The sequence below is a fragment of the Akkermansia sp. NBRC 115031 genome (assembly GCF_030268505.1).
In the GTDB taxonomy this organism is placed as follows: Bacteria; Verrucomicrobiota; Verrucomicrobiia; order Verrucomicrobiales; family Akkermansiaceae; genus Akkermansia; species Akkermansia massiliensis.
The window spans coordinates 159,019-177,882 of record NZ_BSQU01000005.1; the positions used below are offsets into that span (position 1 = coordinate 159,019).

An 18,864-nucleotide genomic window follows, 5' to 3' on the forward strand; every position below is an offset into this window, starting at 1 on the left:
ATTGCCGGGGACTACTGTTCAGAGGCGGGAGCTTCCGCCTTCTGCTGGTCTGCCTGTCCGCCTTCCGCCAGGGAATCGTGATAATACACGCCGATGAACAGGCCCGCCAGCGTGATCAGGGTAATGAGCAATTCTTTCATGCCGCCACAGCATAGAATGTGTCTTTCATTCTGACGAGAGAATTTCATTTATAAGCCACACTTTGATGCAGTTCGGCAGAAAAAGGATGGATGGCGTATGGGGAAATTGCCAAAATAAAGGTTGCTTTTTCCCGCAACGGGCGTATAAACCTCCCCAGCGGTCGGTTCCGGTCCGCTGACCCATCCAAGCGGATGTAGCTCAGGGGTAGAGCGCAACCTTGCCAAGGTTGATGTCGTGGGTTCGAATCCCATCATCCGCTCCATTTTTAACTTCCTAATTTCAGGAAGTTTTTTGTTTTCAGAGAATAACAATTGCGGGCCGTTCTAATAGTATCCTATTATCCCGAGTAACCGGAATTATCGTCAAAACCGTTACTGCCTGCTGAAACCTGAATGTTACAGTCAATAAAATCAAGGCTGTCTGTTGTATATTTAGAAAATCATTGACGATGAATGTTTTAAGATAAGGTGAAGAAATATCCTGGAGGAAGTTGACGCTTCATGCAGGATGCTATTTTTCTGCAACAGATACAGGATTTTTTTGAAGTGGCAGCAATGATTGCTGTGTATTCGGAAAATGGAGGACACATTAAACCAGGGGATGGCTGGATCAGATTCCTGTTGTCCCGGCTGGAAAAAGGGGCTTCTGTGGAACCCAACATAGAAGCCGCCTAACCGTTGAAGCTGTCAAAATCCGGGAAGACCGCAGGCTTTTCGCGAGTGAGAATGTTTTCGGAGTTACCATCATGGATATGAAGGCAGCAGAGTCGTCATGCCACTTCATTACAAGTAACAATAATAAACAAAACCATGAATACTATTAATATTCTCAATGGAATCACCCTGGCATCCCAGGAGGAAGTAACCGGACATACCGGGAATACAACGATGCATCTTACGGAAGAAGAGCGTACGGCCTGGAATTCCGCCGCCGCTATTCCTGACGCATCCGGTACTTACACCGGCAACAACACGCACGCAGGTGTGGAAACATTCAACGGGGCTGTCGTTCTGAACGGCCCCGTAACATCGGACGCACTGGAAACCGGGCGCATGCTCGCGAAGGTGACGGCTTGTTCCTGCATACCTCTGATAAGCGCCTTCAACGCGACGGTTAAGCAGAAGGGGCCTATGGGGTTCAATATCTCCCGGCCTGCCGACGGAAGGCCGGTAAAAGTGGGAGGCACCGGAAACCCGTGGGGATGGTGGAGCAAGGACAAGGTTGTCGTACAAATCAATTTTGTTCCGGATGAACGGGCCGTTTTTGAGGTGGGCTCATGCACGTTTGCGGATTTTACCGCTCCTCCGGAAGATCATTATGCCTATGCCCATACCATACGGCAAACAGGCAATGCCGCCGGCATTTATATCAGTCTTCAAATCGACAGTGCTCTGCGCAAATTCCGGGTGAAATATCATTCCAGGCTCTCGAATTCCGCCGTGGCTCCGGGGGTGCTGAGCGTTTATGAATGGGATATGCCGGAGGAATTTTACAATGTTAAAATGGCACGCCTCATTTATGCCTACCGTCACCAGTATCTGGACGTGTATTACGTGACGCCCTCGGGAGAACTGAAGCTTATCGCCGCTACGCCGGCCTCACAGGGTTACGCCATCACTGAGGCGCAGCTGCTGTTTCATGGCAACAGTGAAATTTATTCCGCCATAGCGCACGTGGAAGATAACAAGCTGAGGGACTGGCTCGGCAAGCAGCCGCTTCCCTATTCCCGTTCCAAATGGATTGAGCGCAATTCGAATGCTCCTTTATCCGGTATCGATCTGCCCTCTGCCGGGGGGAGCTTCCCGTTGACGCTGAATTCCGGCGCCGGTTCTGCATGGACGCTGGTTTCAAAACCCGACTGGCTGGACGCAGGTGGGGAGCATTGGGAGAACGGCGCTGTCGTGACCGTATCAGCCGGGGCAGCGGAAGAAACGCGGCATGGCTCGCTTATCCTTGCGACGGATGGCAACCATGCGGTGACCGGAGTTAAAGCCTATGAAAAAGTCGTCATCACGCAAACTGCCCAAGCGTGAGGCAGGCGTAAATAACGGTCATGGCCTGCTCTGGACTGATGGACAGTAACGCTTGAAGCGGCTGTCCGAATCAAACGACAGCAGGAACATTGGTTCGCATTCAGACGGGCGGCTTTTAGCCGTCCGTCTTTTTTTGGAGTACGGAAGATGAAGGCTCAAGGCTGCGGTTATTTTTCCGTTTCAGGAAATGCTTTGCCAGGAAGCTCCGGACCGGTTCATCGTAGAATTTCAGGCACAGCCAGGCCAGCAGGATGCTCCCGATGACGACGGCCAGGGCACCGGGGAGGGATTCAGAGAAGGAGAGGTCTCCGTTTTTCACCCACGCATAATACAGATAGATGAACGGGTAATGCACCATGTACAGGGGGTAGGAGATTCTGCCCAGGAACCGGCATATTTTATCCGTATAGGGATCAGTGATTTTTCCGGAAGCGCCAAAGAGGAGGATAAGGGGGAAGAAGACCGCGAAGCACACGGTTTCATAGAGGCTGTTCATCCAGAAAGCGTCTTCTCCTCCCAGGCGGGGCATGGCCAGCAGGATGGCGAGGGAGATGCCGCACAGCCAGAAGGAACCCTTGATGTTGACGGGCTTGAACAGGCGGAACAGAAGCAGCCCGGCGGAGAAGGAGTACAGCAGGCGCAGGGAGCCGCCTGTCCATTCCGTGCCGGTCATGGCGAAGCCGGAGCAGATGTCTCCATTGGGCCCCCAGAAGCTGAAGGAAGCCAGGCCGCATCCGGCCAGGATCACCAGTGCCGCCAGGGAGCGCGTGGAGAGTTTCCGGATGAACAGCGCATAGAGAAGGTTGCCGATGTATTCAAAGAATAGCGACCAGCTTGGCCCGTTGAGCGGGTACATCTCTCCCAGTCCCCGGATTTCCAGACCGGGAGGCGACGGAATCAGCAGGACATTGACGAAGGTGGCGACCAGCAGGGAGATGACCGTGACCTGGGACACATCCCATACGGAACAGCCCTGGAAATAAAAGATGAGTGCGCCAATGACCGCCCCGATCGCCACCATGGGCTGCAGGCGTATGAGGCGGCGCTTGATGAATTCCCCGGTCGTCATCGTTTTCCAGCGGTTGTCGTAGGCGTAACCGATGACGAACCCGGACAGCATGAAGAAGAAGTCAACGGCCAGGTAGCCGTGGTTGATGATTTGGTCCACATGGCTGGTGGCGTATGCTTCAAAGATATGGAACCACACGACGACAATGGCGGCCACCCCGCGCAATCCGTCAAGAATGTGGTAGTGATGTTTTTCACTTCCGGGTGGGATGGGAGAGTTCTGTGAGTTCGACATAGGAGAAGCTGTTTTTTAATGTTGTTTTTGTTTTGCTTTGAGAGAGTGTCCGCCGTATCAGCCCATTCCCCGCTACGGATAGCCCCGTACAGGGGAGAAATCATCCGGAGGCGCAGTTTTCGCGTTACCTAATCAAATACCATTCCACCCTGCAAGTTCTTTCATCCATTGTCCTTTATCATAGGGCTTTATAGGGGGGAATAGGGGGAATAGGGGGAATAGGGGGAATAGGGGGAATAGGGGGAATAGGGGGAATCACCGCCGGGCAGGGAGAGAAGACGGCTTTAGAGGCGGGAGTGGATGGGTGACAGGGAGCGCCTTTTCCTGTATGATGGGACAGAAGGCTACCCCTTGCGGTAGTTCGCTAGCGTTTCCACGTATATTCCGGAGATGCTGCCTCCCTCCATGGGGGCAATATCCTTGAACGCGGGATTGATGGGTTGCAGGACATGTTCCATTTTTCCCGTTTCCGCATTTTTCTTCCGGATCAGTTTTTTCAGCGTGACGCCGCGTCCGTCGTTGTATTCCACGATGGTTCCCGGCTTGGGGACGGGCGGAGCCGTATGGCGCCGCATGACTACCAGCGCGCCGTCCGGGATGAGGGGTTCCATGGATTTTCCTTCTACGCGGACCACGTATTCGTTTTTGCCCAGGGGCCTTTCCATGTAAATGGTGGACGGGACGGTATCGCTTTCCGAAAGGGAGCCCGCGGCGATGTTGCCGACAATCTGCGTGCTGTATTCGCGTCCGGCATGTCCGGCAACGGACGGGAGTTGTTCCGCCAAGGGAATGAAGGAGCTTTGCCCCGTCCGGAGCTGACGCGCGTCCGCCGCTTCATCCGCCAGCTCGGTCAGCCACTGGCGCAGGGGCATGCCCTTTTCAGAAGCGGCCCTTTCATATTTCCTCATGCGTTCCTCCGTGATTTCCAGCACAAGGCGGTTGGTCTGGATAGCCTCATTTTCCAGCTGAGCCGGCCCGTATTGGGACATCAGGGAGTGGATTTTCAAAATGGCGTTGGAGGGGAAGGGGCCGGAGGGGGAAAGCCAGTTGTTGACCGTTCCTTTCTCCGTGCCGCATTCCCTGGCGAGCCAGTCACGGTCCTTTCCGATGGCTTTCAGCCAGTTTTTCACGTCCCCTTTTGTCGGTGTCATGGCTTGATGATACACGATTTTCGTGAATTGTCGATAGAAAGAAGTAAATTAAATCCGTGAAAAATATGTTGACTGATTAACGAATATCGTTAAAAAGAAGTCATGAAGTACATGCCTTTGGACATTTCCATGATGAAGCCGGAGCCGTTCCCGTATTCCGTGATGATGAGGCCCGACCTGCATCCCAAAAGACAGCCCTCCGGGGAAGAAGGATGGCGCGGCCGCCTGGGGGCAGTCTGCAGCGCACTGCAAACGCTGGTCCGTCAATGCAGGGCAAAGGCGGAACGGCAGAAAATGGTGATGACCGTTCTTTCCGTCGCGGGGGCTTGTGCTTTCGGCCTGTTGGCCGTCGGCGTGTTCTGGCTGGCCGTAGAAATGGACAATTCCGATTTGCAGGCATCCAAGTCTTCCTGTTCCATAAGGCCGTAAGCCGGACCCTGGCCGGAGTTCCTGAGCGGTTTTTTGTGGCGCCGCTCCCGGAAATAAACAGGGGCCGCGTTTGATGAAGCCGGGTCCGTTTTCCCCCGGTTGAAATGGCTTGCGAAGGCATGAAAGGTTCCAGTAGGGAACCGGAGTCCGGATGAGCTTCCTTTGTTGCGGAGCTTCTCCGTGGCGGTGGGGGGAATGAATAGAAATCGTCTCTTTTTTGAGGAGGAAATGGCAGGGGGTAATTATTTTTTTGTGTCGGAAATATTTGGTAATAAGTTATTTAAAATAAAGATAAAATTATTTTTAAGATTTTTCTTTCATTAGAGCAGGTGTAACCTTTTAGATGATAGGTAGTGTGTTGCTTCCCGTTTCCGGACGGGTGTTCCGGGAGTCCGGGAAGCGGCCTTTAAACCAACCTGTCATCATGTCAAACCATACCCATTCCGCCTTTCTCATGCATGTGCCCACCCGGCTTCTTTTCGGGGCCGGGCAACTGGAGAACCTGCATGCGGAAGCATTGCCGGGCCGCAAGGCCATGATCGTCATTTCCAACGGGAAATCCACCCGGGCCAACGGTTATCTGGACCGCCTCACGGGGCAACTGGACAAGGCCGGAATCGCCTGCGCCGTCTTTGACCGGGTGGAGCCCAATCCCCTGAATTCAACCGTCAATGCCGGAGGCCGGTTCGCCCGGGAACACGGCTGCGATTTTATCATCGCCCTGGGCGGAGGGAGCTGCATGGACGCCGCCAAGTCCATCGCGCTGATCGCAGTGAATGACGGCGATTACTGGGATTACATTCCCTCCGGCACGGGGAAGGGGAAGCCGGTTTCCAACAGGCCCCTGCCGATCGTTGCCATTACCACCACCGCCGGCACCGGATCGGAGGCGGACGCGGGCACTGTCATCACGAACGAGAAAACGCATGAAAAGACGGGCTTTGTCCATCCGGACCTGTTTCCGGCGCTTTCCATCGTGGACCCGGAGCTGATGCTTACCGTTCCTCCGCTGTTTACGGCCTTCCAGGGCTTTGACGCCCTGTTCCACAGCGTGGAGGGTTACGTTTCCAACGGCACGAACCTGATGAGCGACATGTACGCCCTGGAGGCCATTAAGCATATCAGCCGCTACCTGCCCAGGGCGGTGGCCGACGGCTCCGACCTGAAGGCCCGTACCCATGTGGCCTTCGGCAATACCCTGTCCGGCTACGTGATGTGCGTGGGCCGCTGCACCAGCGAGCATTCCCTGGAGCATGCCTTGTCCGCCTACCATCAGGAGCTGCCCCACGGGGCCGGCCTCATCATGATCAGCAAGGCGTATTTTACGCACCTGATTGAACGGCATGTGGCGGATGAACGCTTTGTCCGCATGGCGCAGGCCATGGGAATGCCGGAGGCGGCGGACCCCATGGATTTCATCACCATGCTGGACAGGCTGCAACGGGATTGCGGCGTAAGCGGCCTGCGCATGAGCGATTACGGCATTGCGCCGGAGGAGTTCGGGAAAATGGCTCGCAATGCGCGGGAAACCATGGGGTTCCTGTTCCTGTGCGACCGCGCGGAGCTGTCCGTGGAGGATTGCGTTTCCATTTACCGGAAGTCTTATCTGTAAGCCCGGGAGCCTGTACCATGAGCAAGAAGATTTTAATCATTTCCTCCAGTCCGCGCAAGGGCGGCAATTCCGACCTCCTGTGCGATGAGTTCATGAAGGGGGCGCGGGGCGCAGGGCATGACGTGGAGAAGGTGCGCCTGGCGGAGAAGCGCATCGGCTATTGCCGCGGCTGCGGCGTGTGCCATGACACCCACGCCTGCCTCCAGAAGGACGATATGGAAGAGTTGCTGGACAAGCTGCTGGAAGCGGATGTCATCGTGCTGGCCACTCCCGTGTATTTTTATACGCTGTGCGGCCAGATGAAGACGTTTATCGACCGCACGGTTCCCCGTTATCTGGACATCCGTGACAAGGAGTTTTACTTCATTCTGGCCGCGGCGGAGGATAACCGGGCCAATATGGAGCGCACCGTGGAGTGCTTCCGCGGTTTTCTGGACTGCCTGGAAGGGGCGGTGGAGAAAGGCGTGGTTTACGGCACCGGGGCCTGGAAGATGGGCGGCATCAAGGGCAATCCGGCCATGAAGCAGGCCAGAATCATGGGGATAGGGGTTTGAGCCTTTTTCCCCACTAAAGAAGATCAGCCGTAAAACCGCCCATGGAATAATATCAACCGGATTTCATATAGAATGTTTTTTGCGCCCAGCGAGGATAGGTGAGACAGCTTCCCGCGGCGTCCGATTTCCCGGGTGGGGATGAGGGCGCCGCGGGAAGAAAAGCTCCGGCAATGTTTCCGGCTTTTCTTCTGCCCGTGGTGCGCCTTCCGTTGCCGGAGAAGGCCGGCAGCCGTTTTTTCCTTCTTCGCGGGGATTCCCGGTCCCGTTCAATCCTGCCGGGCAGCCATTCCTATTAAAATATAGACGATGAAAAAATTATTACCATATTTGTACGCGGCAGGGGCTTTCCTTGCCCCCTGTTGCGCCGCGGAGCCGGAGATTCCCCAGCCATCCCCGAACACCATGAATATTACGATTAAAGCAGGAGAAAAGGAAATTGCCGCCACTCTTCAGGACAATGCCGCCGCCAGGGATTTCGTGGCCCGGCTTCCCCTGACGCTGACGCTGGAGGATTACGGCGATACCGAGAAGATCAGCCCTCTGCCCGGCAAGTTGTCCACCGCCGGGGCTCCGGCCATGGGGCAGCCCTTCCGGGGGGCCATCGCCTATTACGCCCCGTGGGGCAATTTGTGCATTTTCAGGAAGGCCTTCGAGCCGTCCCGCGGCCTGGTGATTCTGGGGAGCGTGGACGGGGAAGGGATGAAGGCGCTGGATGTTTCCGGAAAGATCCGCGTGATCATTGACGTGAAACGCTGACCTTCCGGTTTGTCCGGCAGGTTTTTATCCCGGTTCTCCGGGATGGGGCAGCGTTCCTTTTTTAAGGAATCGGGAGAAGGCTGTTTTTCCCGGGCGGGGGCCTGTTGCCTCATTTTTTTGGGAGAAAAGATATTAAAGATACATGAGATTTTTTTAATGATATGAAAATAAAACATTTATTGAATGCGTGCGCTGCGGTGCCCGGTGATGGAAAAGGAGGGGCGGATGCCTCCCGTTGACAGGATGGGCCCCGTCAGCACGCGGGAGCGTTCCGTGATTCTGGACGCCTTGAGGGGACTGGCGCTTTTCGGCATCTGCCTGGCGAATTTTCCGGAGTTTTCCCTGTACACGTTCCAGAGTCCGGAGGTTGTTTCCGCCATGCCCACCGCCGGAATCGACCGGGTGGTCCGCTTCCTCCAGTACGTGTTTATTGACGGCAAGTTTTACAGCCTGTTTTCCCTGTTGTTCGGCATCGGCTTTTCCATCATGATGTCCCATTCCATGGAGAAGGGGCGCGACGGCATCGCCGTTTTTTACCGCAGGATGGGCCTTCTGGCCCTGATCGGGCTGCTGCACCTGATGCTCCTGTGGAGCGGGGACATCCTGCTTCTGTATGCGCTGGCCGGCCTGCTGCTGCCGCTGTTCCGGAATGTGCCGGACAGAAAGCTGCTGGCGATTGCCGCCGCGCTTGTTTTCTGCCCCGTTCTCATGGATGCCCTGAAGGTTTTTTCAGGCTACCGGTTTGACCTCGCCGCCCCGGTGGGGGGCGCAGTACGGTATTTCAACGGCCTCAGCGGGATTACGGACGCGAATTTCGGCAGATGGCTGGTGGACGGGGAACATTATTCCGACGTTCTGAAGTTCACCCTGTCCGGGGCGTTCATCCGCGTCCAGGAGCTGCTGGAGAGCAACCGCGTCTTCAAGGTGCTGGGCTTGTTCCTGCTGGGGCTGTATGTGGGAAGGAACGGAATTTATGCGAATCTGGAGAGGCGGCGGACGCTGTTGAAGAGGGTATGCCGCTGCGGTTTTCTGGCGGGGCTGCCCCTTTCCTTCCTGTACGCCGCCCATGCGCTTCACCTGCTGGGCGGCGGGCCCGTGGCCGGGGCCTTCCTGTATGCCGTCAGCGTTATTCCCCTCAGCCTGGCGTATGTGTTCGTTTTCTGCCTGTGGTTCCTTCGCCGGAAGGACGCTCCCTTGTTCCGGGCGCTGGCGGCTCCCGGGCGGATGGCGCTGACCAATTACATCGGGCAGTCCGTGCTGGGCATCGTCCTGTTTTACGGAATAGGCTTCCGCCTGGGGACCCGGCTGGGGCTGGCGCAGGTGGAACTGGTAGCTGCCTCCGTCTTCCTGTTCCAGGCGCTGTTCAGTCGCGTCTGGCTGAAGTTCTGCCTGTTCGGCCCCCTGGAATGGGGCTGGCGCATGCTGACGTACGGGAAAAGGCTCCGGTTGTTCCGGAAGACTCCGGTTTTCCCCGGAAGGAAGGCGGCTCCTTTTAACAAGTAAAGAGTTCATGGAGGTTTTCCAATGGCTGTTTATCCAATCACGGAGCCGCCGGGCCGGCTGGGAGTCATCACCGCGTATCTGATGATTTACGTGGTGTGGGGGTCCACCTATTATTTTATCGGGACGGCGCTGCAGGGGTTCCCTCCGTTTCTGCTGGGCGGAATGCGCTTCTGCTCGGCGGGGCTCCTTCTGCTGCTGGCCGGGCGGGCAAGGGGGGAGGATATTTTCCGGGGTCCCCTGGTCCGGAAGTCCGCCGTCAGCGGCATTATCCTCCTTTTCGTGGATATGGCCGTCGTCATGCTGGCCCAGCAGTATTTGAGCAGCAGCCTGGTGGCGATCATCGCATCGTCCACGGCCATCTGGATTATCGCGCTGGATGTTCCCATGTGGCGCAGGAATTTCCGGAGCATTTCCGTTTTGGCGGGGATAGCGGCCGGATTCCTGGGAGTGGGCCTTTTGTTCGCGGAGCAGCTTGGACGGGAGGAAGGGGGCGGCCAGGGCGCGCACGGTATGCTGCTGCTGGTTTTCGGCTGCGTTTCCTGGGCTTTGGGGACGCTGTACGCCAAGTACCGTTCCTGCGCGGAGGAGGCGGTCAACAATGTGGGCGGGGCGGCGTGGCAGATGCTCGCGGCGGGGGTGATGTTCTGGTGCTGGGCCCTCGTCCGGAAGGAGCCGGAGAACATGGATTGGGAGGAAGTTCCTGCTTCCGCGTGGCTGTCACTCCTTTATCTGGTGCTGTTCGGCTCCGTCCTGGCGTACACCAGCTATATCTGGCTGCTGAAGGTTCGTCCGGCGGCGGAAGTAGGGACGCACGCCTATGTGAACCCCCTGGTGGCCGTCGTCCTGGGGTGCGCGGCGGGAGGGGAAGGGATGACGTGGGCGCGGATGGCCGGGCTGTTCGTCATCCTGGGGAGCATCGCGCTGGTGAGGAGAACGCCTCCGGAAGATTCCGCCGGGAAAGGGCGCGCGCTTTCCCCTGCGGCCGCCATGGCGTACAGAAAGGGAATATCGTGCCGGGAATCTGAAAAATGAAGTTGTTTTCATGATTTCACGGTTCATGAAATGATTTTTATGACAGTTAATATTTATTAATTATGAATACATTACAAATGATGAACGAGAAAATGCTAAAAATCCTTTGCATTACAGTTACTATAAGGAATAGCCTGAAGGAAGAAAGAAGAAGGCCAGGAATGCGGAGAATGCCGCTCCCCGTCTTTTTCCCGGTCTTCCTTTTCCGGATGCCGATTGCCGCCGCTTAAACGCATATGATGAATTCCAAAAGAACATTTTACCAACCCATCACCATGACCAAGAAAATGATTAAGAATACTTCCTACGAGGGGGAGCGCCCCTTGTTTGCCTCCCATCATCTGAGGCTGGAAGACGTCACGATTTATCCGGGAGAGTCCGCCCTGAAGGAATGCTCCGACATTGAAGCCGTACGGTGCGAGTTCCGGGGAAAGTACCCTTTCTGGCACAACGACGGCTTGCTGATTGAGAATTGCCTGTTCAGGGAAGGCGCCCGAGCCGCCATCTGGTATTCCCGGAACCTGCGCATGAAGGATACGCGGGTGGAAGCCCCCAAGATGTTCCGGGACATGGACGGGATGGTTCTGGAGAACGTGGTCCTGACGGACGCCCTGGAATGCTGCTGGCACTGCCGGAACGCGGAGCTGCGCAACGTGCAGGCGGACAAGGGCGATTACCTGTTCATGCACGGGGAGAATATGGACATTGACGGTTTCCGCCTGAACGGGAACTACTCCTTCCAGTATTGCAGGAATGTGGTGATCCGGAATGCGGAGATTCATTCCAAGGACGCCTTCTGGAATACGGAGGACGTGACGGTGTACGATTCCGTGGTGGACGGGGAATACCTGGGCTGGCATTCCAAAAACCTCCGCCTGGTGAATTGCCGTATTTCCGGCACGCAGGCGTTGTGCTACGCGGAGAACCTGGTGCTGGAAAACTGCACGTTCGGGGAGGATGCGGACCTTTGTTTTGAATATTCCTCCGTGCAGGCGGAAATCAAGGGGCGCGTGCACAGCGTCAAGAACCCGCGCAGCGGACGCATCGTGGCGGAAGAGTACGGGGAGGTTATTCTGGACGAGCACTGCAAGGCTCCGGCCAACTGCTCCATTGAAACGGGAAAAACGCAGTCGGGAGAAGCAGCATGAAGTACGATTTTGACACCGTTGTGCCGCGCCGGGGAACGAATTCCTACAAGTGGGATTCCATGCCCCGGGCGGACATTCTGCCCATGTGGGTGGCGGACATGGATTTCCGCACGGCTCCGGCGGTGACGGAGGCCATCCGGAAGAGGGCGGAACACGGCATTTTCGGCTACACGCGGGTTCCGGATTCCTATTATGAGGCGGTCACGAACTGGTTTGAACGCCGCCACGGCTGGAAGATCAGCCCGGAGTGGATTATTTACACCACGGGGGTGGTGCCCGCGCTGTCCGCCATCATCCGGGCCCTGACGGCTCCGGGGGACAAGGTGCTGGTGCAGACGCCCGTGTACAATTGCTTTTTTTCCTCCATCCGCAATAACGGGTGCGTGGCGGAAACCAGCCCGCTGAAGTACGAGAACGGGAGGTACGCGCTTGATGCGGAGGACCTGGAGCGGAAGGCGGCGGATCCCGCCGTCAAGCTCCTGCTCCTGTGCAATCCCCACAATCCCGCCGGGCGCGTCTGGACGAGGCCGGAACTGGAGAAGATCGCGGATATCTGCCGGAGAAACGGCGTGCTGGTGGTGGCTGACGAGATTCATTGCGAACTGACGTATCCCGGCCATCCCTACACGCCGTTCGCCTCCCTTTCGGAGGAGGCCCTGCGCCATTCCGTCACCTGCATTTCCCCCAGCAAGGCCTTTAATCTGGCGGGCATTCAGATCGCCAATATCGTCGCGGCGGATGAGGAGGTCCGGAGGAAGATTGACAAGGCTATCAACATCAACGAGGTGTGCGATGTCAATTCCTTCGCCGTGGATGCTCTGGAAGCGGCCTACAACGGCGGAGAGGACTGGCTGGAGGAGCTGAAGCTTTACCTTTACGGGAATTACGAGACGGTCCGGGACATGCTGGGCGAACGCCTACCGCAACTCCGCGTGCTGCCGCTGGAGGGAACGTACCTGGTCTGGATAGATTGCTCCGCGCTGGGGCTTTCCTCCGCGGAAATTGTCCGTTTGCTGGAGGAAGAAGGCCGGGTGATGGTGAACGGCGGCGAAATGTACGGGGAATCGGAGGGCTGTTTCATCCGCCTGAACATCGCCTGTCCCCGGAAACTGCTGCTTGAGGGGGTGGAAAGAATCTGCCGTACGCTGGGCGGCCGCGTTTCCGGAACATGAACGCGGCCGGCGGCCTGAAAGGTCTCAATGGAGAGAGCGCGAAGAACGATCATCAAGAACAAACAATCAAGTTGCCATGAGAAACAATATGACGAGAAGAGCGTGGCTCCAGTCTTCCACCGCGGCCCTAGCGTGCCTGGCCTTGCCGGAATATGCGCTGGGCGCGGCCGCGGAGAAGAACGGAGCTTCCAGGGTATGGATGACGAAGGAGATTTCTCCGGAGGCTCTCGTAAGAATTTACGAGGCCCTGGGGCGTCCGGCCACGGGAAAGGCGGCCGTCAAGATCAGCACCGGGGAGCCGGGCGGCCGCAATTTCCTGAGTCCGGCCCTGATCAAGGGCCTGGTGCACCGCGTGAACGGCACCATCGTAGAGTGCAATACGGCTTACGGCGGCAAGCGGTCCCGGACGGAAGACCACCTACGTGCCGCGAAGGAGCACGGTTTTTCCGACATTGCCAGGGTGGACATCATGGACGCGGAGGGAGAGTTCACCATTCCGGTGAAGGACAGGAAGCACCTGGAATACGATATCGTAGGGAACCATTTGAAGAATTATGATTTCATGATCAACCTGGCCCACTTCAAGGGGCACGCCATGGGCGGCTTCGGCGGCGTGATCAAGAACCAGTCCATCGGCGTGGCTTCCGCAAGCGGCAAGGCGTACATCCATTCCGCCGGAAAAACGCGGGACGTTGCCGCCGTGTGGAACAATCTGGCCGCGCAGGACGACTTTCTGGAGTCCATGGCCGCCTCCGCTCAGGCGGTGGCCGATTACTTCGGGGACAGGATTCTGTATATCAACGTGATGAACAAGCTGTCCATTGACTGCGATTGCGATGCCCACCCCCATGACCCGGAGATGAAGGACATCGGCATTCTGGCTTCCCTTGACCCGGTGGCGCTGGACCAGGCCTGCCTGGACCTCGTTTACGCCGTCAAGCCTTCCGCCGGAGACAACAGCAAACCCCTGATTGAGCGCATTGAAAGCCGCCATGGGCGGCACACGGTGGATTACGCCGAACAGATAGGCCTGGGCACCAGGAAGTATGAGCTGAAGAAGCTGGAATCTTAGCAGGCTTGTTAAATCCGATGACGTTAAAGAATGGATACTGATGATGGAGCGGTGCATTCCGTAATGAAGGCAAAGGGATTGATGCAGTCGGTGGACTGGGAGGGGAACCTCCGTCATTTCTACTGCGACTTGGCGGGAGGGGGGCCATGGGAATACACATCGTTTATTCCATAAAGAGGGGGCCTAAAATCAATCTGATGAGAACGTCGCGCAGACACTGCCGTAGAAAGCCAAATAATCAGTTATCGTTTTAAAGAGAATGAAAAGATATCTTTTTATCAGCTTATTGATTTTGATCACATCGTTCCAGCTATCAGCCCAAACGAAGCCGGCCGTTTCAGCAGAGAATATGTTAATCCGTATTTCCGAAATCGAAGTATATCCCCAGTATTTGAAAGAATATCTGGAATATGCCTCTGTGGTAGGAGCTACATCGGTCAAAGAGGAATCGGGAGTTATTTGCATTTTCCCGATGCAGATGAAGCGGGATTCCACACAAATCCGCATCCTCGAAATCTACGCTTCTCCCGAAGCCTACCGGTATCATATTCAGACCGCTCACTTCCGGAAGTACAAGACGGCTACGCTGCACATGGTGAAGAGCCTCGACTTAGTGGACATGCATGCCCTTGATCCGGCAGGCATGCCTGAGATATTTCTGAAAATAAAAACAAACAAATAGAGAAGAATATGAAAACAATATAGGCAGCGTACCGGAGCTTTATTCTCCTCCTACGGTGGCAACGCTATGATGATAGTCCACTAAAGGATGTTCTTTCAGGAAGTCGACTGCCATCGGACAACTTTTCCGTTTGATGGATGGAGCGAATGTCGAAATGGACGATGCCCCTTGCGCGGACCTTCCTTGAAGGAGGTGAGGTATAAGGATTTATCTTGATTTTATTAAAAAATACAACCAGAAATAATTATGGAAGAAATTACATTAAATAACGGAGTTGTCATGCCCATCCTGGGCTTTGGAGTTTTTCAGATTCCCGACGCCGCAGAGTGCGAGCGCTGCGTGCTGGACGCGATCGGCGCCGGCTACCGTTCCATTGATACGGCCCAGATTTACGGCAATGAGGAGGCCGTAGGCCGCGCGGCGGAGAAGAGCGGGGTGCCGCGCGAGGAATTGTTCCTCACCACGAAGGTGTGGATTACCAACGGCGGGTATGAAAAGGCGAAGGCTTCCATTGACGAGTCCCTGCGCAAGCTGCGCACGGATTACGTGGACCTGCTGCTCATCCACCAGCCCTTCAACGATTATTACGGCACTTACCGGGCCATGGAAGAGGCTAACCGGGCCGGAAAGGTCCGCGCCATCGGCGTGAGCAATTTTTATCCGGACCGTTTTGTGGACCTGGCGGAGTTCTGCGAGATCAAGCCCGCCGTCAACCAGGTGGAAACGCACGTGTTCAACCAGCAGGTGAAGGCCCAGGAACTCATGGCCAAGTACGGCACCCGGGTGGAATCCTGGGGGCCCTTCGCGGAAGGCCGCAATGGATTTTTCACGAATCCGGTGCTGAAGGACATCGGAGAGAAGTACGGCAAGACTCCGGCGCAGACGGCCCTGCGCTTCCTGATCCAGCGCGGCGTCATCGTCATTCCGAAGACGACCCACCGGGAAAGGATGGAGGAGAATTTCAACGTCTTTGACTTTGAACTTTCCCGGGAGGACATGGGGGCCATCGCCAGGCTGGACCGCGGAGAGAGCCTTTTCCTGTGCCATCAGGACCCGGAGTCAGTCCTGTACCTGATCAATTACGGAAAGCAGTAATTCACCTTAAGTATTGGAAAGATGACAGGGCATTCATTTAAAAGGTTTTGCGCGGCTTTCTCCGCCTGCATTTGCTGTGCAGGGAGCTTATCCGCTGAAAATAATAACGCCAACACGGACAGGATCATGAACGAACAACTGAATTTAACGCAGGAATGGGACAAGGTGTTTCCGAAGAGCGACAAGGTAGACCACCGCAAGGTAAGCTTCCGCAACCGCTACGGCATTACGCTGGCCGCGGATTTGTATATCCCCCGGAAGGCCGGCGGAAAGTTGCCGGCTATCGCCGTTTCCGGCCCCTTCGGAGCCGTGAAGGAACAATCTTCCGGGCTCTATGCCCAGACGATGGCCGAGCGCGGTTTTCTAACGATCGCGTTTGATCCCTCGTATACGGGAGAGAGCGGCGGGGAACCCCGTTATGTCGCTTCCCCGGACATCAATACGGAGGATTTCTCCGCAGCCGTCGACTACCTCTCCACACGAGACGACGTGGACCCCGAACGTATCGGAATCATCGGCATTTGCGGGTGGGGCGGCATGGCGGTGAACGCGGCGGCTATCGACACCCGCATCAAGGCGACGGTAGCGTCCACGATGTACGATATGAGCCGAGTGAACGCCAACGGCTATTTTGACGCGATGGACGCCGACGCCCGTTATGAGCTTCGCAAACAACTGAATGCCCAGCGCACCGCCGATGCAAAAAACGGTTCTTATGCGCTCGCGGGGGGCGTGCCCGATCCCCTGCCTGACGATGCCCCAGGATTCGTGAAGGATTACTACAATTACTATAAGACGCCCCGCGGCTACCACAAGCGTTCGCTCAACTCGAACGGCGGATGGAATACCACCTCCGCGCTCTCGTTCATCAATATGCCCCTGCTGGCGTACAGCGGTGAAATCCGCAGCGCCGTGCTCATGATTCACGGAGAAAAAGCCCATTCACGCTATTTCAGCGAGGATGCCTTCAAGAAGTTGAAAGGGGATAACAAGGAGCTGATGATCATTCCCGGCGCGAGCCATGTGGATCTCTATGACAATCAAGCCGGGGTTATTCCTTTCGGCAAAATCGAGCAGTTCTTTCAGGAGCATCTGAAATAAGGCGGTTCTGCGGCTGACTTTGAAGGAAGCTGATTACGGTGAGGGACTCAACATGATAAGCCGTCTGCCGGTTGTTCGCAGGGGAAGGACAGCGTTCTTCCCGTTCCGGCGGGGTTCAAGCCATTTTAAGCAAGAGACACATGATACTGATTTTCGGAGCACTGCTGGCGGTTTACGTTTTCTGCCGCGCCATTCTGCCGCTTAGACTGAAATGGGGCTGGAAGGCCCTGCTCGCCGTCCTTCTGGCGGTGGCGGCGTTCAAATTCCATCTGCTGCATTTGTTCGGCGGCCCCATGTTTTTCTCCCCGGTTCTGCCGGAAGGCGTCCTGCTGGCGGCTGCATGGCTGTTCTCCGTGCTTTTCCTGTTCTTTTTCCTGCTGCTGGCGGCGGACGTGGCGCGCCTCCTGTACCTGCTGGTTCTGTTCTGCCTGCGGAAGAAGAGGACGGAACGGTTCCGCATCATCGGCAACCGGGTGAACCTTGCCCTGCTGGTTTTCGCCGCCGTACTGGCTACCGTGGGGATGGCCGGAGGAACCGGGGTGCCGCGGGTGAAGGAGGAAACGATTTCCGTGAACCATCTGCCGGATGGGGCGGACGGCCTGGCAGTCGCCGTGCTGGCGGACCTTCATGTGGACGGCATCACGCGTGCGGACCGCATCAGGAAAATTGTGGAACGCACGAATGCCCTGAATCCGGACATCGTCATTATTGCCGGGGACTTCGTGGACGGGACGGTTCCCGTGCACGGGGATGATTTGAGGCCGCTTGCGGATTTGAAGGCCAGGTACGGGGTGTTCGGCGTGCCGGGCAATCATGAGTATTATTCCGGTTATGAGGAGTGGATGGAGTTCCTGCCCATCCTGGGCATCCGTATGCTTCACAATGAACATGTGCAGACGGGCGGGGGCGCGGTAGTGTTGGCGGGGGTGACGGATCCTGTAGCCGGCATCATGGGAAAGGAGGAGCCGGATATACGCAAGGCGTTGGCGGGAGCCCCGGAAAAGGGCGTGCGCATCCTCGCCGCCCATCAGCCGCGGCTGGCCCCGGAAGCGGCGGAGCACGGCGTGGACCTCCAGGTTTCCGGCCATACGCACGGCGGCATGATTGCCGGCATTGACCGGCTGGTGGCCCGGTTCAACGAGGGCTTTGTGTCCGGATTGTACACGGTGGGGGGTATGAAGCTGTATGTCTCCAACGGGGCGGGGATTTGGAACGGCTTTCCCATCCGCATCGGCGTTCCTTCGGAAATCGTGCTGATCCGGCTCCGGAAAGAGGAATAAGAGTGTTGAGAGTTGAGAGTTTAGAGTGGAGTGGGTGCAATCTTTGGAACAGATGAGGGAAAACATGTTGACTTATAGCTGCTCTAACGTTTAGACAGGAAGAAGGAACAAGGTTCGTGCACGGAGACTGCCGGATGAAGCCGTTTTTCTTCCCGGGCTGTTTTCTGCGCGGCCTTCCAACCCAGACATTAAATTCATGAAAACAATATCAATGATATGCACGCTGGCGGCCGCCCTGATGACGGGGGCCGGATGCTCGGGACAGGAACAGCCCAAGGTTTCCGCGGAACCCTCCAAGGTTCTCATTGCCTATTATTCATGGGGCGGCAATACGAAGTACGCCGCTGCGCAGATTCAGAAGGCGACGGGCGGAACCCTGTTTGAAATCAAGCCGGTCAAGCCTTATCCCGCCGAGTACCGGGAATGCACGGTACAGGCTAAAAAGGAGATTCAGGAGGGCTTCCGTCCGGAGTTGGCCGCCAGGGTGGAGGACATGAGCAAGTACGACGTGATTTTCATCGGCAGTCCCAACTGGTGGAGCACGATTGCGCCTCCGGTCGCCTCTTTCCTGGCAAGCCACGACCTTTCCGGCAAGACGGTGATTCCGTTTGTGACGCACGGAGGCGGCGGCATGGCGCGCTGTGGGGACGAGGTGCGGAAGCTGTGCCCCAAGTCCACCGTTCTCAAGGGCGGAGCTTTTGCCGGGGAAGGCATCCGGACGGCCAGGCCCGCGCTGGTCAAGTGGGTCAATGACACAATCACCATCAACAAATAATGCTCCTTATGAAACGAACCCTTGC

19 protein-coding genes and 1 tRNA gene are annotated in these 18,864 nt (G+C 56.5%); 17 read left to right on the forward strand and 3 right to left on the reverse strand.

Annotated features, from left to right (window positions below; all coding sequences use genetic code 11):
• Positions 1-11 precede the first annotated feature (11 nt).
• A complete protein-coding gene (locus QSJ36_RS08275; protein WP_284709699.1) occupies positions 12-140 on the reverse strand; it encodes a hypothetical protein in 129 nt (42 codons plus the stop codon).
• Between the two features lie 188 nt (positions 141-328).
• Between QSJ36_RS08275 and QSJ36_RS08280 the strand changes: the two genes are divergently transcribed.
• From QSJ36_RS08280 to QSJ36_RS08290, 3 genes are all read left to right on the forward strand, one after another.
• Positions 329-403: transfer RNA gene (locus tag QSJ36_RS08280), tRNA-Gly, on the forward strand.
• A 238-nt stretch (positions 404-641) separates the two neighbouring features.
• On the forward strand, positions 642-815 hold the full coding sequence (locus QSJ36_RS08285; RefSeq protein ID WP_285468146.1) for a hypothetical protein: 174 nt from the start codon (positions 642-644) through the stop codon (positions 813-815).
• A gap of 135 nt (positions 816-950) precedes the next feature.
• Positions 951-2,174 (forward strand): hypothetical protein, encoded by a 1,224-nt coding sequence (locus QSJ36_RS08290; RefSeq protein ID WP_285468148.1) that lies wholly within the window; start codon positions 951-953, stop codon positions 2,172-2,174.
• A gap of 115 nt (positions 2,175-2,289) precedes the next feature.
• On the opposite strand, the gene QSJ36_RS08295 is transcribed toward QSJ36_RS08290, so the two are convergent.
• The gene (locus tag QSJ36_RS08295; protein ID WP_102728130.1) at positions 2,290-3,477 is read right to left on the reverse strand and encodes an acyltransferase; all 1,188 of its coding nucleotides are present in this window, start codon (positions 3,475-3,477) and stop codon (positions 2,290-2,292) included.
• A gap of 344 nt (positions 3,478-3,821) precedes the next feature.
• Positions 3,822-4,628 (reverse strand): S24 family peptidase, encoded by an 807-nt coding sequence (locus tag QSJ36_RS08300; RefSeq protein ID WP_285468153.1) that lies wholly within the window; start codon positions 4,626-4,628, stop codon positions 3,822-3,824.
• Between the two features lie 102 nt (positions 4,629-4,730).
• On the opposite strand from QSJ36_RS08300, the gene QSJ36_RS08305 reads away from it, so the two are divergent.
• From QSJ36_RS08305 to QSJ36_RS08370, 14 genes are all read left to right on the forward strand, one after another.
• Positions 4,731-5,057, forward strand: coding sequence for a hypothetical protein (locus QSJ36_RS08305; protein ID WP_285468155.1), 327 nt, complete (start codon positions 4,731-4,733; stop codon positions 5,055-5,057).
• A 424-nt stretch (positions 5,058-5,481) separates the two neighbouring features.
• Positions 5,482-6,669, forward strand: a complete 1,188-nt coding sequence (locus tag QSJ36_RS08310) for an iron-containing alcohol dehydrogenase (RefSeq protein ID WP_240454325.1) — start codon at positions 5,482-5,484, stop codon at positions 6,667-6,669.
• A 17-nt stretch (positions 6,670-6,686) separates the two neighbouring features.
• Positions 6,687-7,223, forward strand: a complete 537-nt coding sequence (locus tag QSJ36_RS08315) for a flavodoxin family protein (RefSeq protein WP_022397143.1) — start codon at positions 6,687-6,689, stop codon at positions 7,221-7,223.
• Between the two features lie 402 nt (positions 7,224-7,625).
• The gene (locus QSJ36_RS08320) at positions 7,626-7,979 is read left to right on the forward strand and encodes a cyclophilin-like fold protein (protein ID WP_285468160.1); all 354 of its coding nucleotides are present in this window, start codon (positions 7,626-7,628) and stop codon (positions 7,977-7,979) included.
• Positions 7,980-8,162: 183 nt separating this feature from the next.
• A complete protein-coding gene (locus QSJ36_RS08325; protein ID WP_285468161.1) occupies positions 8,163-9,482 on the forward strand; it encodes a DUF418 domain-containing protein in 1,320 nt (439 codons plus the stop codon).
• Between the two features lie 21 nt (positions 9,483-9,503).
• Entirely contained in the window at positions 9,504-10,514 is a 1,011-nt protein-coding gene (locus QSJ36_RS08330; RefSeq protein WP_102727809.1) for an EamA family transporter, read from the forward strand.
• A 275-nt stretch (positions 10,515-10,789) separates the two neighbouring features.
• Positions 10,790-11,662, forward strand: a complete 873-nt coding sequence (locus tag QSJ36_RS08335) for a DUF3737 family protein (RefSeq protein WP_102722084.1) — start codon at positions 10,790-10,792, stop codon at positions 11,660-11,662.
• On the forward strand, positions 11,659-12,834 hold the full coding sequence (locus tag QSJ36_RS08340) for a MalY/PatB family protein (RefSeq protein WP_102721966.1): 1,176 nt from the start codon (positions 11,659-11,661) through the stop codon (positions 12,832-12,834). The genes QSJ36_RS08335 and QSJ36_RS08340 overlap by 4 nt, the downstream gene beginning before the upstream one ends.
• Positions 12,835-12,910: 76 nt before the next feature.
• Entirely contained in the window at positions 12,911-13,906 is a 996-nt protein-coding gene (locus QSJ36_RS08345; RefSeq protein ID WP_253231649.1) for a DUF362 domain-containing protein, read from the forward strand.
• A 259-nt stretch (positions 13,907-14,165) separates the two neighbouring features.
• Positions 14,166-14,588, forward strand: coding sequence for an antibiotic biosynthesis monooxygenase family protein (locus tag QSJ36_RS08350; protein ID WP_285468165.1), 423 nt, complete (start codon positions 14,166-14,168; stop codon positions 14,586-14,588).
• Between the two features lie 246 nt (positions 14,589-14,834).
• Entirely contained in the window at positions 14,835-15,683 is an 849-nt protein-coding gene (locus QSJ36_RS08355) for an aldo/keto reductase (RefSeq protein WP_285468167.1), read from the forward strand.
• A gap of 21 nt (positions 15,684-15,704) precedes the next feature.
• Positions 15,705-16,784: an alpha/beta hydrolase gene (locus tag QSJ36_RS08360; RefSeq protein ID WP_102721969.1), complete on the forward strand. Its 1,080-nt coding sequence runs from the start codon at positions 15,705-15,707 to the stop codon at positions 16,782-16,784.
• A 140-nt stretch (positions 16,785-16,924) separates the two neighbouring features.
• Complete coding sequence (locus tag QSJ36_RS08365) at positions 16,925-18,064, forward strand: metallophosphoesterase (RefSeq protein WP_285468169.1); 1,140 nt, start codon at positions 16,925-16,927, stop codon at positions 18,062-18,064.
• Between the two features lie 196 nt (positions 18,065-18,260).
• The gene (locus QSJ36_RS08370; RefSeq protein WP_285468170.1) at positions 18,261-18,839 is read left to right on the forward strand and encodes a flavodoxin; all 579 of its coding nucleotides are present in this window, start codon (positions 18,261-18,263) and stop codon (positions 18,837-18,839) included.
• The last annotated feature ends 25 nt before the right edge of the window (positions 18,840-18,864 follow it).

Coding starts and splice junctions, on each gene's coding strand:
- QSJ36_RS08285 (WP_285468146.1), top strand. CDS start 642: ATGCAGGATGCTATTTTTCTGCAACAGATACAGGATTTTTTTGAAGTG.
- QSJ36_RS08290 (WP_285468148.1), top strand. CDS start 951: ATGAATACTATTAATATTCTCAATGGAATCACCCTGGCATCCCAGGAG.
- QSJ36_RS08370 (WP_285468170.1), top strand. CDS start 18,261: ATGAAAACAATATCAATGATATGCACGCTGGCGGCCGCCCTGATGACG.
- QSJ36_RS08315 (WP_022397143.1), top strand. CDS start 6,687: ATGAGCAAGAAGATTTTAATCATTTCCTCCAGTCCGCGCAAGGGCGGC.
- QSJ36_RS08330 (WP_102727809.1), top strand. CDS start 9,504: ATGGCTGTTTATCCAATCACGGAGCCGCCGGGCCGGCTGGGAGTCATC.
- QSJ36_RS08345 (WP_253231649.1), top strand. CDS start 12,911: ATGAGAAACAATATGACGAGAAGAGCGTGGCTCCAGTCTTCCACCGCG.
- QSJ36_RS08365 (WP_285468169.1), top strand. CDS start 16,925: ATGATACTGATTTTCGGAGCACTGCTGGCGGTTTACGTTTTCTGCCGC.
- QSJ36_RS08350 (WP_285468165.1), top strand. CDS start 14,166: ATGAAAAGATATCTTTTTATCAGCTTATTGATTTTGATCACATCGTTC.
- QSJ36_RS08325 (WP_285468161.1), top strand. CDS start 8,163: ATGCGTGCGCTGCGGTGCCCGGTGATGGAAAAGGAGGGGCGGATGCCT.
- QSJ36_RS08340 (WP_102721966.1), top strand. CDS start 11,659: ATGAAGTACGATTTTGACACCGTTGTGCCGCGCCGGGGAACGAATTCC.
- QSJ36_RS08305 (WP_285468155.1), top strand. CDS start 4,731: ATGAAGTACATGCCTTTGGACATTTCCATGATGAAGCCGGAGCCGTTC.
- QSJ36_RS08295 (WP_102728130.1), bottom strand. CDS start 3,477: ATGTCGAACTCACAGAACTCTCCCATCCCACCCGGAAGTGAAAAACAT.
- QSJ36_RS08355 (WP_285468167.1), top strand. CDS start 14,835: ATGGAAGAAATTACATTAAATAACGGAGTTGTCATGCCCATCCTGGGC.
- QSJ36_RS08360 (WP_102721969.1), top strand. CDS start 15,705: ATGACAGGGCATTCATTTAAAAGGTTTTGCGCGGCTTTCTCCGCCTGC.
- QSJ36_RS08335 (WP_102722084.1), top strand. CDS start 10,790: ATGACCAAGAAAATGATTAAGAATACTTCCTACGAGGGGGAGCGCCCC.
- QSJ36_RS08310 (WP_240454325.1), top strand. CDS start 5,482: ATGTCAAACCATACCCATTCCGCCTTTCTCATGCATGTGCCCACCCGG.
- QSJ36_RS08275 (WP_284709699.1), bottom strand. CDS start 140: ATGAAAGAATTGCTCATTACCCTGATCACGCTGGCGGGCCTGTTCATC.
- QSJ36_RS08300 (WP_285468153.1), bottom strand. CDS start 4,628: ATGACACCGACAAAAGGGGACGTGAAAAACTGGCTGAAAGCCATCGGA.
- QSJ36_RS08320 (WP_285468160.1), top strand. CDS start 7,626: ATGAATATTACGATTAAAGCAGGAGAAAAGGAAATTGCCGCCACTCTT.